Below are 14404 nucleotides of genomic sequence, written 5' to 3' on the forward strand. Positions count from 1 at the left end.
CGGTGTGCGGACGTGGGCGCGGGGCAGCAAGGCAGGTCCTCGGGACACCGCCCGCGGGCAGGGGGCTGCCGGGGGCGTGCGGGCAAAGTGACCGGTGCCGGGGGACGGCCCGAACCGGGAGCGTCGCCGACGGGCGCGCTGCGTGGGGTGGGCAGCGACTCCCTACAGTTTCGCATGACGGAAACAATTTTCCGCCCTGGACGGGGGACTTTATGGCCAGCCCGGAACCTCGTCAACTCCCCCAAGAAAGCGTGCGAGTTCCCCGTGGATTCTGGAGGAACCGACAGCCTCCCCGCCCTCCCTCCCCTCGCACCCTCGCCTCCCGGTCCCGTAAAGCAGCAGGTCAGCGGGGGCGGGACGGGCTCAGGCAATCCGACGAAGCCGCCGGATCCGGGATCGTACGTTCCGTATCGGAGCGTCGTCGGGGCTTCGTCGGGGTGTCGTCGGGACGTCGCGGCTCTTGGCCGTGAACGGCGCGATCCCTACGGTGTGCCGCTATGCCACCCGCAGATGATCACTACGTCCTGCCTCCCTTCGCCCCCGCCCGCGCCGCGGCCCTGCGCGGCCGGCTCGGCCTGACGCTCGGACAGGTCGCCTGGGCCGTCGCCGCCTACTGCGGCTCCCCCGTGCACCCCGGCCTCGTCGAAGCCTGGGAGAACGGCACCGCCACGCCCGAGAGCGGACACGTCAAGGCCCTCGCGGCGGCCCTCTGGTGCTCCCCCGCCGACCTCGTCGGGGAGGCCGCCACCCTCGCCCAGTGCCGTACGGTCGCCGGGCTCACCGTGAGCGAGACCGCGACCGCGCTCGGCCTCACCCGCGGGCAGTGGGAGGACGCCGAGCGCCGGGACCGCTGGCAGGGCACGCCCGCGCAGACGGACGCCCTGCTGCGGGTCCTCTGCCCGCCGCCCGCCTGTTACGTGGCCGCCTGCGGGAACTCCGCCCGGCTGCGCGTCCTGCTGCGGGAGGCCGCCACGACCTGGTGGCCGCCCTACGCGGAGGCGCTCGCGCGGATCGTGCCGCTCGACCCGGCCCTGCTGCGCCACGCGCTCGAACGGCTCCACCTCACGTACCAGCGCTGGGAGGGCGCGGCAGGCGGCTCGCCCCGTGAGGCCGCCCTGGCGGAGGCGCGCGCCGCCGACTTCCTGGAGCGCGTCGACCTGTACCTCTGGCACGAGATCAGAGAGGCCGTGAACCCGCCCCGTCCGGCCTCTTGACACCCACGCCGCACCGTGAGGAACTGTTCCGACTTCGCCGGACGGAGTGGCACGGCGCGCATCCAGGACAGATGCGCGAAGGCCGGCCGGGGAACCGCGGGAACGCCGGGACACGAATCCCTCTCCCGCCCGTTCCCCGGGCCACAGGCCCCACTCCCCGCTCTCCGGCATCGCTCGGCGGAACCGGCGACCCAGCTCCTGGGACCACCCGGATCAGCTCCCGCTTCCGCGGCCTCTTTCTCTTCCTCTTCGCTTCCGCGTCTTCATCCGCATTCCCATCCGTATTCCCATCCGCATCCGCATCCGCAGAGCCGTGCGTCCGCGCGCCGGCTCTCCCTTAGGGCTGCCCGCGTCCCCTCCGGACCGGCGCCGCCAGGAGACTCACCATGCAGGATTCCCGCCCCGACACCGCCGCGAGACCGGACGACACCCACCCGGTCGACCAGATGCTGCCCCCGCTGAAGCTCTTCGGTGCCGGTCTGCAGCACGTCGCCGCCATGTACGCCGGCGTGGTCGCGCCGCCGCTGGTCGTCGGCATCGGCGTCGGCCTCTCGACCGCCGACATCGCGTTCCTGATGAGCGCGAGCCTCTTCACCTCGGGCATCGCCACCCTCCTCCAGACGCTGGGCTTCTGGAAGGTCGGGGCGCGGATGCCGTTCGTCAACGGCGTCTCCTTCGCCGGTGTCGCGCCGATGCTGGCGATCGCGAAGGCAGAGGGGCCCGAGGACGCGCTCCCCGTGATCTACGGGGCCGTCATCGTCGCCGGTGTCTTCGGCTTCCTCCTCGCCCCCTTCTTCTGCAAGCTGATCCGGTTCTTCCCGCCCGTCGTCACCGGCACGGTCATCACCCTCATCGGGGTCTCCCTGCTGCCCGTCGCCTTCAACTGGTCCCAGGGCGGGAACTCCCAGGCGCCGGACTACGGCAGCCTCACGTACATCGGTCTCGCCACCGCGACCCTGCTGATCACCGTGGTGCTGCGCAGGGTCCTGACCGGGTTCCTCAAGCAGATCTCGATCCTGCTGGGGCTCGTCGCGGGCACGCTCATCTCCCTGCCGCTGGGTGTCGCCGACTTCAGCGCGGTCGGCGACGCCGACATCATCGGGTTCCCCACGCCGTTCCACTTCGGGGCGCCGCAGTTCGCGGCGGCGGCGATCGTCTCGATGTGCATCGTGATGCTGGTGTCGATGACCGAGTCGACCGCGGACGTGCTCGCCCTCGGCGAGATCGTCGAGCGGCCCGCGGACGAGAAGACCCTGGCCGCCGCGCTCCGCGCCGACGGCCTCGGCACCGCCCTCAGCCCGCTGTTCAACGGCTTCGCCGCGAGCGCCTTCGCACAGAACGTCGGGCTGGTCGCGATCACCAAGGTCCGCAGCCGGTTCGTCGTCGCCGCGGCGGGCGGCATCCTCCTGCTGCTCGGCCTGTGCCCGCTCCTCGCCTCCGTCGTCGCCCTCATCCCGCAGCCCGTGCTCGGCGGGGTCGGCATCGCGCTCTTCAGCACCGTCGCCGCCAGCGGCATCCAGACCCTCGCCGGAGCCGCGCTCGAACGCGGCGACAACGTGCTGATCGTCGCCATCTCCCTCGGCGCCGGGATCATCCCCATCGCCGCGCCGGACTTCTACCACGCCTTCCCCGAGGGCTTCCGCATCGTCCTCGACTCCGGCATCAGCACGGGCTGCGTCGTCGCCGTCCTGCTCAACCTGGCCTTCAACCACCTCGGCCGACAGGCCGACCCCGCACCCGTCAGCCTCCCCGCACCGTCCGGTCACCACTGACGCTCCCGTTCCGGCCCGGCCCCGCCTCCGCGACCAGGACGCGGTGGCGGGCCCGGACCGCCCGCCGCTCCGCCGCCTGGGCGAGCACCCGCGCCCGGGCCTCCTCCCCGGGGTCGAACGGCTCCGGGGCGAAGAGCGGGGCGGCGGCCGTGTGCCGGGGCCAGGCGTCCTGCCAGAAGCGCACCGTCCAGCCCGGCCACCGCTCCGCCACGCGGTACGCCCCCGGGGTGAAGGAGAGGGACCACCAGCCCAGGCGGCGACGCTCCGGGTCGATGTGGATGCCGGAGCCGGCGTGCAGGCGGCAGACCCCGTGGCCGGGGGCGACGGCCAGGCGGTCGAGCAGACCGACACCTTCGTGTACGGGGTGGTCGAAGGCGTCCGAGGCGACGTAACAGCGGCCGGTGCCGACCGTGACGACCACGCCGCCCGGGTCGGGCCCGGTCACGTCCTCGTCGTCGGGGGCCAGGAAGGGCGCCGGGTCGGGGGCCTCGTCGCGGCGGCGGACGTGTTCCGGGTCCAGGCCGACGTACGCGCGCAGTTCCGCCTGGCCGTCGTACAACCGGCTGACCTCCCAGCCCGGCCACGCGGCGCGGATCAGGTCGTACGCGGCCGCACGGTGGCGGAGTTCGGCACTGGGGCCCTCCCAGACGAAGTACCGGAGCGCCTTCCGGCCGAGGTCGACCAGGATCCCGCCCTGCGCCCTGGTCTCGTCCAGCCACCCCCCGTCCCGGCGGAGCCCGGGGAGCAGGGCGAGGAACCGGGCCGGCCCGTCCAGCAGGTCGAGGTCGAGCCCCACCGCCCAGCCGGTCCGGTACAGCTCATGTGCCCCGTCTTCGCGGACCACGACGATGTCGGCTCGGTCTCCCATCCGGACAGGATGGCCGGGCGGAGGGGCTGCCGGCCACCCTTTTCGGCGGGCGCGCGGCTCCCGCGCGCCCGCCGACGCGCGCGGGGTGAATACCGGGCCGTACCGGCTCCTCACTGCACAATTCATGCGCAAGCCGAAGACACGAACGCGCAGAGCACGAGCAGAGCACGAAGAGATCGAGGCCGGCGTATGCATCTGGCGTCCGAAGCAGTCCCGGAGCAGGACCGGCAGGCGGGACGCGCGGGGTGGCAGCACGCGCCGGAGCGGGCCCGGCCGTGGCGGCGGACCCTGACGGCGATACGGCCGGGAGCGGGCGCGCTGGTCGCCGGATACCTGGCGCAGGTCCTCTTCCGGCTCTTCCTCGTACGCCACTTCGCCTATCCCTCCATCCATCCGGACGAGGAGTCGTACCTCGTCCTCGCCCGTGTCCTGGCCGGGCGGCCGAGCACCGAGATGCCGGTGGGCGTCGTCATCCCCGGCGGCTATCCGCTGCTCATCTCCCCGGCCCTGCGCCTCGCCGACGACCCGGCCACCGCCTACCACCTCGTCATGGGCGTCAACTCGCTGCTCAACGCCCTGGTCTTCCCGCTGGCCTGGGTCGCCCTGCGGCGCCTGGGACTCGGCCGCGCGCAGGCGTACGTGTGCGCCACGGCGACCGCGCTGCTGCCGCCGGTGGTCTTCTACGCGCAGTACGCGATGACGGACACCGTCATGCCGGTGCTGGTCCTGGCCTGGGCGCTCTGCCTGCACGGCTGGTTCGCGGACGGCTCGACCGCCCGCCGCGCCGGGCACGCCGCCGGTGCCGGGCTGACCGCCGCGTACGCGATGGCCACGCACGACCGCGGGGGCGTGGTCGTCGCCCTGACCGCCGGGCTGCTCGCCGGGGCGGCGCTGCTGCGCTGGGCGCCGTGGCGCACCCTGCTCGCGGGCCTCGGTGCCCTCGCGGCCGGCGTCTTCGGCGCCCAGGCGCTGAACGGCTGGCTGCGGTCCCGGTTCACGGCGCCGGCCAGCAGCGTCGGCGACTTCCTGTGGCAGGGGCTCACCGACCCGCAGGCGGCCGGGCGCACGCTGACCCGTACGGCGGGCCAGATCTGGTACGTCGCCGTCTCCACCTGGACGGTGGGCGCGGTGGGGATCGTGGTGTGCCTGCTCGCCGTGGCCGGGCAGCGGGTGCCCCGGGCGTTCCGGATCGTGGGCGGGGCGCTGCTCGCCCTGCTGGCCGGCATCGCGCTGGCCGCGGCCGCCGCGCTGCCGGACGACAAGCGGATCGACGACTGGGTGTACGCCCGTTACGCGGCCTGTCTGGTGCCGACGCTGTTCCTCGTCGGCTGCGCCGCCCTGGTCCGGCTGCGGGGGCGGGCGCTCGGCGCGGTCCTCGCCGGTGCGGTGGGGCTCACGCTGCTGTTCGGCGGCGCGGTGCTGCTGTCCGCCGGTCCGCTGCTGCGGACCCAGACGTTCACGCCCTGGGGCATGCCCGACGCGTTGTTCCTCGCCGGCGACTGGCATGCGCTCCACATCCTGCGCACGACGGCGGCCGCCTTCGCCGTCCTCTGTGCCGTCGTCCTGGTGCGGGCGCTCACCTCACGGCAGGCGCTCTGGTCCGGCCTCGCGCTCACCCTGTTCGCCGGGGTCGCCACCGTCACCATCACGGCACGGATCAGCGACCCGTACTCCGAAGGGGCCAGGATCGACGCTGTCCGCTTCGCCGAGCGGACCGGTCTGCGCCTCGACGACAACGTCGTCTTCGGCTGGGGCATCGACCGGCCGGTCCGCCGCGTCCAGGCGTACCAGATCTACCTGGGCCGCGTCTGGTACCTCAACCCCCGCTACCACCCCGTCCCCCCGGCGGCCACGGCCCTCGTGCTGCCGCTGCCGCTGCCCCGCGCCGGCAGGTACCCGCCGCCCGAGTCGGCCTGGCCGCGCCCCTCGCCCCCCTGGTTCATCGAGCGCGTCGACCCCCAGCGGCGGTGGACGGTCTGGCGCCGCCACTGAGGGCGCCCGGCCGCTCCCCCCCAGGGCCCGGCGCGCCCGCCGCGCCGCGCGTCCCACCGCAACCGGGCCCGCCGTCGGCGTCGTCCTACAGCGCACTATGCCGACCTTCCCCGCGTCGCCGGCCGACGCCCTGACGACGTCCCTCCGCCATCTCTTCGCCTTCGCCTGGGGGCAGACCCGGGCCTGCGCCTTCGCGATCGCGCTGCTCTCCGGGGTGGCGGCGTCCGGTCTGCTGCCCGGTCTGCCGGTGGCCCGCTACGACCTGCTCGTCGGGTACGGCGTGCTGCTGACGCTGCTGTTCTGGGCGTGCGGCTGGGAGAGCGGGCGGGACCTGGCGGTCATCGGCGTCTGCCATCTGATCGGTCTCGCCTTCGAGCTGGTGAAGGTCTCGCTCGGCTCGTGGAGCTATCCGGAGCCCGCGGTCCTGAAGTTCGCCGGGGTGCCCCTGTACGGCGGGTTCCTGTACGCGGCCGTGGGCAGCTACGTCTGCCGGGCCTGGCACCTCTTCGACCTGGAACTGGTCCGCTACCGGGCCCGGTCGACGGCGCTGGTGGCCGCCGCGATCTACGTCAACTTCTTCACCCACCACTGGCTGCCCGACCTCCGCTGGCCGCTCGCCGCGGTGCTGCTGGTGGTCACGGCGGGCACCTCCGCGCGGTTCACGGTGCGCGGCGCCCGGGTGCGGATGCCGCTGGCGCTGTCGTTCGTCCTGATCGGCTTCTTCCTGTGGCTCGCCGAGAACCTGGCCACCTACGTGGGGGCCTGGCGCTACCCGTACCAGCTGGACGGGTGGCAGCCCGTGGGGCCCGAGAAGTTCGGCGCCTGGTCGCTGCTGATCAGCATCACGGTCGTGCTCGTGGCCGCCTCCCGGCGCCCGCCGGACGGTGCGCCGCGTTCGCATGACGGACGGTGAATGGCCTGATGTGCCTGGACCGCGGCCCTTGACGGGGCGGGTCCCGGCTGACTCCGGCAGGCCGCCGGGGACGGCGTGGTGACGGCCCGTACCGGTCCTGGCCAGCGGCCGGTCCGCGAGGCGGCGCCCGGACACGCGGCGGCGCCCGGCGGGCCCCGGGGGCCGGCCCGGTGAGGACCGGACCCCGCGCGATTGGCCTGTTCTGGTGGATCCCGGATGGGGTGCCTCCGGTGGATTCTGGAGCTCCGCCCCATCCCGTCCCCCTCACAGGAGGCAACCATGATCGCCATGCCCACGACACGCACGGACGACGTCGTCAACGCCTGGCTCCAGGGCGCCGAGACGGCCTTCGGCGCCGACAACCCGGCCGGCCCGCTGTACGTCGGCGGCGCCGCCGGCGAAGCCGCGCTCACCGACGCCACCGAGGCCCTGCTGACCGGGTGCAGCAGCTGTACCGGTTCGCTGCACAGCTACTGCTGCTGACGGCTCCCCGCACCACACCGCACGCACCCGCCCGGGGCGCCCTTCGCGGGGCGCCCCGGGTCCGGGCCCGAGCCGGCCGTCAGGAGAGGACTCAGCATGGTGGAATCCGTGGCAGCGGACCGGGCGGCCGAAGGGCCGCCCCCCGGCGGGTGGTTCGCGGGCCCGGTGGACGCCTTCGCGGAGCCCCTGTTCCGCGAGCTGGAGCGGCGGGTCGCCCGGATCGCCGGGCTGGCCGCCGAGGAGCGCGCGGTGCTGCGGGCGGAGACGCGCGAGGCGGTCCACCGGACGCTGGGCCTCCGGCTCAACCGCGTCCTGCTGCTGGAGCTGCGGGCCGCCTCCCTGGCCGGCGAGCTGCCCGGCGCCGACCCGGCCGCCCGCTGGGACGCCTTCCTCGACCTCGCCCGCGCCCCCGGCTACGGCGACTCCCTGCGCCGGAGGTACCCGGCGCTCCACCCCCGGGCGCTGGCCTCCGGACGGCTGCTCATCGACGGGGCCGTGGAGCTGGGGGAACGGTTCGCCGGAGACCGCCGGGCGGTCGGCGCGCTGCTGGGCGCCGACCCGGGGCCGCTGCGCGGCCTGGAGCTCGCCCGCGGCGACACCCACCACGGCGGGCGGGCCGTGGCGCGGCTGACGTTCGCGGACACCGCCGTCATGTACAAGCCGCGCCCGGTGGCGGTGGACGCCGCCCTCCGCGCCTTCGTCGAGGCCGTGCCCGGCGCCGCCGACCTGGGCGTGCCGCGCGTCGCGGTCCGCGAGGGGTACGGCTGGGCCGAGTACGTCGAGCACCGCCACTGCGCCGACGAGACGGAGCTGGCCCGCTTCTACCGGGGGCTCGGCGGCTGGCTCGCGGTGATGCGGCTGCTCGGCGGGACCGACCTGCACGCCGAGAACCTGGTGGCCGTGGGTCCCGTCCCCTTCGTGGTCGACGCCGAGGCCCTGTTCACTCCGGACGTGGACGTCGAGCCGAGCGGGCGCGGCGACGCCGTCGACCGGGCCGCCCGGACGATCCGCACGACCGTGCTGCGCACCGGCATCCTGCCGCTGCGCACCGACGGCTACGCCCTGGCCGGGGTGGACCTCTCGGCGGCCGGCGGGCTGCCCGGGCAGCAGCCGCGCATCCGCGTCCCCGTCATCGCGGACGGCGGGCGGGACACCGCGCGCCTGGAGACGGCGGAGGTGGAGCTGCCGCCCGCCCGCAACCACCCCAGCCCCGAACCCGTACTGATCCGCCACTGGGACCGGGTGCTGGCGGGCTTCGACGAGGCCACCGGCGCCCTGGCCCGGCTCGACGCGCGCGGCGGACTGGCCCCGCTGGTCGCGGGGTTCACCGGCTGCCGGGTGCGGCGGATCCGGCGGCCCACCCAGACGTACACGGACATCGGCCGGATGCTCTGGCACCCCGCCTCGCTGCACGACCCCGACGCGGCCCGGGCGCGGGCCCGGGACATCCTGCGCCGCAACGCCCTCGCCGCCCCGGGCGCGCCGCGCGAGCCCGAGGTGATCGACCTGGAGGTCGCGGACCTGCTGGCGGGGGACGTGCCCGTCTTCGACACCCTGGTGGACACGGGGGCGGTGTCCGCGTTCCTGACGGGGTGGCGGGGCGCCGACCTGGCCCGCGAGCGGGACACCATCCGCAGCGCGCTGGTCGGCGCGTACCTCAACGAGCGCCGCCTTCCGGGGCGGGTGCGGACCCCCGCCCGCGCCCCGCACGCCGACGACCTGGACCGGCGCCGCCGGGCGCTGGCCGCAGAGGCGGTGCGGACGGTCTGCGCGGCCGCGGTGCGCGGCGACGACGGGACCGCGACCTGGATCAGCCCCGTGCTCACCGACTACGGCTGGGCGATCCGCCCGCTCGGCGCGGACCTCTACACCGGGCAGGGCGGCGTCGCCCTCGCGCTCGCCGCGTACCGGCGGGAGCAGCGCGCGGGCCGGGCGGACCCGGTCCCCGAGGTGGAGCCGGTCCTGTCGGGGGCCCTGGAGGTGCTGGCCGCGACCGAGGACGCGACACAGACCCGTCAGCTCGGCGGGTTCACGGGGGTCGCCTCCCAGGTGTGGACGTGGGCCGCGCTGCACCGGCTGCTAGGGACGCCCGGGGCGCTGGACCGGGCGCGGGCCCGGGCCGCGCTGCTGACCCCGGAGACGCTGGCCGAGGACCGGGCGCTGGACGTGCTCGGCGGCGCGGCCGGGGTGCCCGTACCGCTCCTCGGTCTCGCCGAACTCACTGGCGAGGCGCGGTGGTTGGACGTGGCGGCGGAGGCCGGGCGGCGGCTGGAGCGGACCGCGGTGGTCAACGAGCGCGGGGCGCGCTGGTCCACCGTCATGTTCCCGGAGGGCATCGGCGGGTTCGCGCACGGTTCCACCGGGGCCGGGTGGGCGCTGACGCGGCTGAGCCTCTCGGCGGCCGGGACCCCGGCCGACCGGCGCCGCTGGTACGAACTGGGCTGCCTGGCCCATGACTTCGAAGAGTCGCTGTACGTGCCGGAGGCGCCCGGCTGGGCGGACGCGCGGATCGCCGGGGACGTGGAGCACCCCACCGCCTGGTGCCACGGCAGCACGGGCATCGGGCTGGCCGCGGTCGACCTCCACGCGCGTACGGGCGACCCCCGCCACCTGCGCACGGCGCTGCGCTCCGGGCCGGCCGGGCTCCGCGAGGGCTTCGGGTGGAGCCACACCCTGTGCCACGGCGACCTGGGCCTCGCGGAGCTGCTGCGCCGATTGCGCGACCTGGACGGCCACGAGGGCCCGTCGGCGGCGTGGGCCGACGGCGAGCTGCTCACCGGCATCGAGGAGCGGGGCCCGGTCGGCGGGCTCGCCAAGGAGGCGTTCGCGCCCGGTCTGCTCCCGGGTCTTTCCGGCGTGGTGCACCAGCTGCTCGCCATGCACCCGGACGCCCGGCTGGGCACGCCGCTGCTGCTCGCCCTTCCGGAGCCGCCCGCCGCGCCCGCCGGCTCTTGACGCTGTGATCTTCGGCAACTACCTTGCGGTCATCATCGACCCGTACCGAGCGCGAGGAGGCGACCCGCGGATGAACACCTGCTCCGACCTCGGCCGCCTCGCCCACACCTCGGCCTGGGTCCACGGGCGCATCGCCCACGGCTGCTGACGGCGCCGTCCACCGCTCCTGCCCTGGGGCCACCGCATCCGGTGGCCCCCTTCAGCCTTCCCGGCACGCCTCCGCCGCGTGCCGTTCCGCGCCCTGTCCTGTCCCGCGGCGCGTCCGAGCACAGAAAGCTGCCGACATTGGCGAACATGATCCATCGACCCAACTCGCACCTCATCGGGGGACCGTCATGGTAGAGGCGCGCATCACCGTCAACGGGGCGGAGACTCCCCTCGCGCCGGACCCGCCGCACACCACGGTGCTGGACTTCCTCCGCGAGCGCGGGCTGACCGGCACCAAGGAGGGCTGCGCCGAGGGCGAGTGCGGGGCCTGTTCGGTGCTGGTCGCCCGGCCCGGCGTGGACAAGCCGACCGACTGGGTGGCGGTCAACGCCTGCCTGGTCCCGGCGGCGGCGCTGGACGGGCAGGAGCTCGTGACCTCCGAGGGCCTCGCCACCCCGGGCGCGCCCGGCGCGGCGCCCGCCCTGCACCCGGTGCAGCGGGAGATGGCGGTGCGGGGCGGCTCCCAGTGCGGCTACTGCACCCCGGGGTTCGTGTGCAGCATGGCCGCCGAGTACTACCGGCCGGGCCGCGACACGCGGACCCACGACGAGAGCGAGGGCGGGAGCGGCGACGGTGCCGCCTGCGACGCCGAACACGGGCCGAACGGCTTCGACCTGCACGCGCTGAGCGGCAACCTGTGCCGCTGTACGGGCTACCGCCCCATCCGCGACGCCGCGTTCGCCGTCGGCGCGCCCGAGGAGGCGGACCCGCTGGCCCGGCGGCGCGAGCAGGCCCCGCCCGCGCCGGTGGCCACCTCGTACGCCCGAGGAAACGGCGAGTTCCTCCGCCGGGAGAGCCTGGCCGAGACGCTGCGGCTGCTGCGCGAGCGGCCCGACGCGGTGGTCGTGGCCGGCTCGACGGACTGGGGCGTGGAGGTCAACATCCGCTCCCGGCGCGCCGGTTGCGTGATCGCCGTCGACCGCCTGCCGGAGCTGCGCGCGCTGCGGGTCGGGGACGACGCCATCGAGATCGGGGCGGCGCTGACGCTCACCGAGATCGAGCGGCGGCTGGACGGCCGGGTGCCGCTGCTCGCCGAACTGTTCCCGCAGTTCGCCTCGCGGCTCATCCGCAACGGGGCCACCCTCGGCGGCAACCTGGGCACCGGCTCCCCCATCGGCGACAGCGCCCCGGTGCTGCTCGCGCTCGGCGCCTCGCTGGTGCTCGCCGACGCGGACGGGGAGCGCGAGGTGCCTCTGGCCTCGTACTTCACCGGCTACCGGCAGAGCGTGCGGCGCCCCGGCGAGCTGATCCGCGCCGTCCGCGTACCGTTGCCCCTGGCGTCGGTCACCGCCTTCCACAAGATCGCCAAGCGGCGTTTCGACGACATCTCCAGCGTGGCGGTCGCCTTCGCCCTCGACATCGAGGACGGGACCGTCCGCACGGCGCGCATCGGGCTCGGCGGCGTCGCCGCCACCCCGATCCGGGCCCTGGCCGCCGAGGCGGCCTTGGTGGGCCGGCCGTGGTCGGCGGAGACCGTCGAGGCCGTCGCCCCGCTGCTGCGGGAGGAGGGCACGCCGATGGACGACCACCGGGCCAGTGCCGCCTACCGCTCCGCGATGCTGGGCCAGAGCCTGCTGAAGCTGTACGCGCGAACCACCGAGGCGGTGCCGTCATGAGCCGGTTGTCCGAACGTCCCGAGAACCCCGTCGTCGGCCTGTCGCTGCCGCACGAGAGCGCGTCCCAGCACGTCACCGGGACCGCGCTCTACACCGACGACCTGGTCCACCGCACCAAGGACGTCCTGCACGCCTACCCGGTGCAGGTCATGAAGGCGCACGGCCGGATCACCGCGCTGCGCACCGCGCCCGCGCTCGCCGTGCCCGGGGTGGTGCGGGTGCTGACCGGCGCCGACGTGCCGGGCGTCAACGACGCCGGGATGAAGCACGACGAGCCCCTCTTCCCCGACGTGGTCATGTTCCACGGGCACGCGGTCGCCTGGGTGCTCGGCGAGACGCTGGAGGCGGCCCGGCTCGGCGCCGCCGCGGTGGAGGTGGAGCTCGACGAGCTGCCGTCCGTGATCACCCTCGCGGAGGCCATCGCGGGCGACAGCTTCCACGGCGCCCGGCCCGTCATGGAGACCGGCGACGTGGCCGCCGGGTTCGCCGACTCGGCGCACGTCTTCACGGGCGAGCTGACCTTCTCCGACCAGGAGCACTTCTATCTGGAGACGCACGCGGCGCTCGCCCTGATCGACGAGGCCGGCCAGGTCTTCGTGCAGAGCAGTACCCAGCACCCGTCCGAGACCCAGGAGATCGTCGCGCACGTCCTCGGCCTGCACAGCCACGAGGTGACCGTGCAGTGCCTGCGGATGGGCGGCGGCTTCGGCGGCAAGGAGATGCAGCCGCACGGCTTCGCCGCCGTCGCCGCGCTCGGCGCGCTCCTGACCGGGCGCCCCGTACGGGTCCGGCTCAACCGCACCCAGGACCTGACGATGTCGGGCAAGCGGCACGGCTTCCACGCCTCCTGGCGGATCGGCTTCGACGCCGAGGGCCGTATCCAGGCCCTCGACGCGACGCTCACCGCCGACGGCGGCTGGAGCCTGGACCTGTCCGAGCCGGTGGTGGCCCGCGCGCTGTGCCACATCGACAACACGTACTGGCTGCCCCACGCCCGCGTGACCGGCCGGATCGCCCGGACCAACAAGGTCTCCAACACGGCCTTCCGCGGCTTCGGCGGCCCCCAGGGGATGCTGGTGATCGAGGACATCATGGGCCGGTGCGCGCCGCTCCTCGGCCTCGACCCGACGGAGCTGCGGGAGCGCAACTTCTACCGGGAAGGCCAGTCCACCCCGTACGGGCAGCCGGTCGTCCAGCCGGAGCGCATCGGCGCCGTCTGGGAGCAGGTCAAGGAGAACGGCGGGGTCGCGGACCGGCGGCGGGAGATCGCCGCCTTCAACGCCGCGCACCCGCACACCAAGCGGGCCCTCGCACTGACCGCCCTCAAATTCGGCATCTCGTTCAACCTCACCGCCTTCAACCAGGGCGGCGCGCTGGTGCTGATCTACAAGGACGGCTCCGTCCTGATCAACCACGGCGGCACCGAGATGGGCCAGGGCCTGCACACCAAGATGCTCCAGGTGGCGGCGACGACGCTCGGCATCCCGCTGCACAAGGTGCGCCTCGCCCCGACCCGTACGGACAAGGTGCCCAACACCTCGGCGACCGCCGCCAGCGCGGGCACCGACCTCAACGGCGCGGCGGTGAAGAACGCCTGCGAGCAGCTGCTCGAACGGCTGCTGCGGGTGGCGGCGACCCGGCTCGGGGTGAACGCCTCGGACGTGCGGGTCGTCGACGGGGTCGCGCGCGGGCTCGGCGTCGACGGGGAGCTCGGCTGGGACGAGCTGGTGCGGACCGCGTACATGCAGCGCGTGCAGCTGTCGGCGGCCGGCTTCTACCGCACCGAGGGGCTGCACTGGGACGCGAAGTCGTTCCACGGCTCGCCGTTCAAGTACTTCGCCCACGGCGCCGCCGCGGCCGAGGTCGAGGTGGACGGCTTCACCGGCGCGTACCGGATCCGGCGGGTGGACATCGTGCACGACGTGGGCGACAGCCTCTCCCCGATGATCGACATCGGCCAGATCGAGGGCGGTTTCGTGCAGGGCGCGGGCTGGCTGACCCTGGAGGACCTGCGCTGGGACACCGGCGACGGCCCCAGCCGGGGGCGGCTGCTGACGCAGGCGGCGAGCACGTACAAGCTGCCGAGCTTCTCCGAGATGCCCGAGGAGTTCCGCGTCGAGCTGCTGCGGAACGCGTCGGAGGCGGGCGCGGTCTACGGCTCCAAGGCGGTCGGCGAGCCGCCGCTGATGCTGGCCTTCTCCGTGCGGGAGGCGCTGCGGCAGGCCGCGGCGGCGTTCGGGCCGGACGGGACCGCTGTCGAGCTCGCCTCGCCCGCGACGCCGGAGGCGGTGTACTGGGCGGTCCAGGCCGCCCGGGGCGCGGCCGGTGGCGGCGGCGCCGGGCGGGGTGCGCGGGCGGGCGCGGTAGCGCTGAGCGGTGCCTGA

The 14404-nt window shown here is 74.9% G+C and carries 10 protein-coding genes; 9 read left to right on the forward strand and 1 reads right to left on the reverse strand.

Annotated elements, in window-relative coordinates:
• The first annotated feature begins 497 nt into the window (after nucleotides 1-497).
• Nucleotides 498-1214 carry a helix-turn-helix transcriptional regulator gene (locus AB0C99_RS13055; RefSeq protein ID WP_362473734.1) on the forward strand — a complete coding sequence of 239 codons (717 nt, stop codon included), beginning with the start codon at nucleotides 498-500 and terminating at the stop codon, nucleotides 1212-1214.
• A 386-nt stretch (nucleotides 1215-1600) separates the two neighbouring features.
• Complete coding sequence (locus AB0C99_RS13060; protein ID WP_362473736.1) at nucleotides 1601-2986, forward strand: nucleobase:cation symporter-2 family protein; 1386 nt, start codon at nucleotides 1601-1603, stop codon at nucleotides 2984-2986.
• Here the strand turns inward: AB0C99_RS13060 and AB0C99_RS13065 are convergent.
• The gene (locus tag AB0C99_RS13065; RefSeq protein ID WP_362473739.1) at nucleotides 2955-3854 is read right to left on the reverse strand and encodes a hypothetical protein; all 900 of its coding nucleotides are present in this window, start codon (nucleotides 3852-3854) and stop codon (nucleotides 2955-2957) included. The two genes, AB0C99_RS13060 and AB0C99_RS13065, sit on opposite strands and share 32 nt — an antisense overlap.
• Nucleotides 3855-4043: 189 nt before the next feature.
• Here AB0C99_RS13065 and AB0C99_RS13070 point away from each other — a divergent pair, with 189 nt between their 5' ends.
• From AB0C99_RS13070 to xdhB, 7 genes are all read left to right on the forward strand, one after another.
• Nucleotides 4044-5846 carry a hypothetical protein gene (locus tag AB0C99_RS13070; RefSeq protein ID WP_362473742.1) on the forward strand — a complete coding sequence of 601 codons (1803 nt, stop codon included), beginning with the start codon at nucleotides 4044-4046 and terminating at the stop codon, nucleotides 5844-5846.
• A 97-nt stretch (nucleotides 5847-5943) separates the two neighbouring features.
• Nucleotides 5944-6759, forward strand: a complete 816-nt coding sequence (locus AB0C99_RS13075) for a DUF817 domain-containing protein (protein WP_362473744.1) — start codon at nucleotides 5944-5946, stop codon at nucleotides 6757-6759.
• 288 nt (nucleotides 6760-7047) lie between these two features.
• Entirely contained in the window at nucleotides 7048-7242 is a 195-nt protein-coding gene (locus AB0C99_RS13080; protein ID WP_362473747.1) for a DUF6229 family protein, read from the forward strand.
• Nucleotides 7243-7338: 96 nt separating this feature from the next.
• The gene (locus AB0C99_RS13085; protein WP_362473750.1) at nucleotides 7339-10197 is read left to right on the forward strand and encodes a type 2 lanthipeptide synthetase LanM family protein; all 2859 of its coding nucleotides are present in this window, start codon (nucleotides 7339-7341) and stop codon (nucleotides 10195-10197) included.
• Nucleotides 10198-10201: 4 nt separating this feature from the next.
• A complete protein-coding gene (locus tag AB0C99_RS13090; RefSeq protein ID WP_362473753.1) occupies nucleotides 10202-10345 on the forward strand; it encodes a hypothetical protein in 144 nt (47 codons plus the stop codon).
• A 187-nt stretch (nucleotides 10346-10532) separates the two neighbouring features.
• Nucleotides 10533-12020, forward strand: coding sequence for an FAD binding domain-containing protein (locus AB0C99_RS13095; protein ID WP_362473756.1), 1488 nt, complete (start codon nucleotides 10533-10535; stop codon nucleotides 12018-12020).
• On the forward strand, nucleotides 12017-14404 hold the full coding sequence (xdhB, locus tag AB0C99_RS13100; protein WP_362473759.1) for a xanthine dehydrogenase molybdopterin binding subunit: 2388 nt from the start codon (nucleotides 12017-12019) through the stop codon (nucleotides 14402-14404). Before AB0C99_RS13095 ends, xdhB begins: the two co-directional genes overlap by 4 nt.

It is taken from the genome of Streptomyces sp. NPDC048659 (assembly GCF_040650575.1).
Lineage (GTDB): Bacteria > Actinomycetota > Actinomycetes > Streptomycetales > Streptomycetaceae > Streptomyces.

What these genes read in the sequence shown, in the direction of transcription:
- AB0C99_RS13095 (WP_362473756.1), top strand. Translation starts at nt 10,533, where the DNA reads ATGGTAGAGGCGCGCATCACCGTCAACGGGGCGGAGACTCCCCTCGCG.
- AB0C99_RS13075 (WP_362473744.1), top strand. Translation starts at nt 5,944, where the DNA reads ATGCCGACCTTCCCCGCGTCGCCGGCCGACGCCCTGACGACGTCCCTC.
- AB0C99_RS13080 (WP_362473747.1), top strand. Translation starts at nt 7,048, where the DNA reads ATGCCCACGACACGCACGGACGACGTCGTCAACGCCTGGCTCCAGGGC.
- AB0C99_RS13085 (WP_362473750.1), top strand. Translation starts at nt 7,339, where the DNA reads ATGGTGGAATCCGTGGCAGCGGACCGGGCGGCCGAAGGGCCGCCCCCC.
- AB0C99_RS13060 (WP_362473736.1), top strand. Translation starts at nt 1,601, where the DNA reads ATGCAGGATTCCCGCCCCGACACCGCCGCGAGACCGGACGACACCCAC.
- AB0C99_RS13055 (WP_362473734.1), top strand. Translation starts at nt 498, where the DNA reads ATGCCACCCGCAGATGATCACTACGTCCTGCCTCCCTTCGCCCCCGCC.
- xdhB (WP_362473759.1), top strand. Translation starts at nt 12,017, where the DNA reads ATGAGCCGGTTGTCCGAACGTCCCGAGAACCCCGTCGTCGGCCTGTCG.
- AB0C99_RS13065 (WP_362473739.1), bottom strand. Translation starts at nt 3,854, where the DNA reads ATGGGAGACCGAGCCGACATCGTCGTGGTCCGCGAAGACGGGGCACAT.
- AB0C99_RS13070 (WP_362473742.1), top strand. Translation starts at nt 4,044, where the DNA reads ATGCATCTGGCGTCCGAAGCAGTCCCGGAGCAGGACCGGCAGGCGGGA.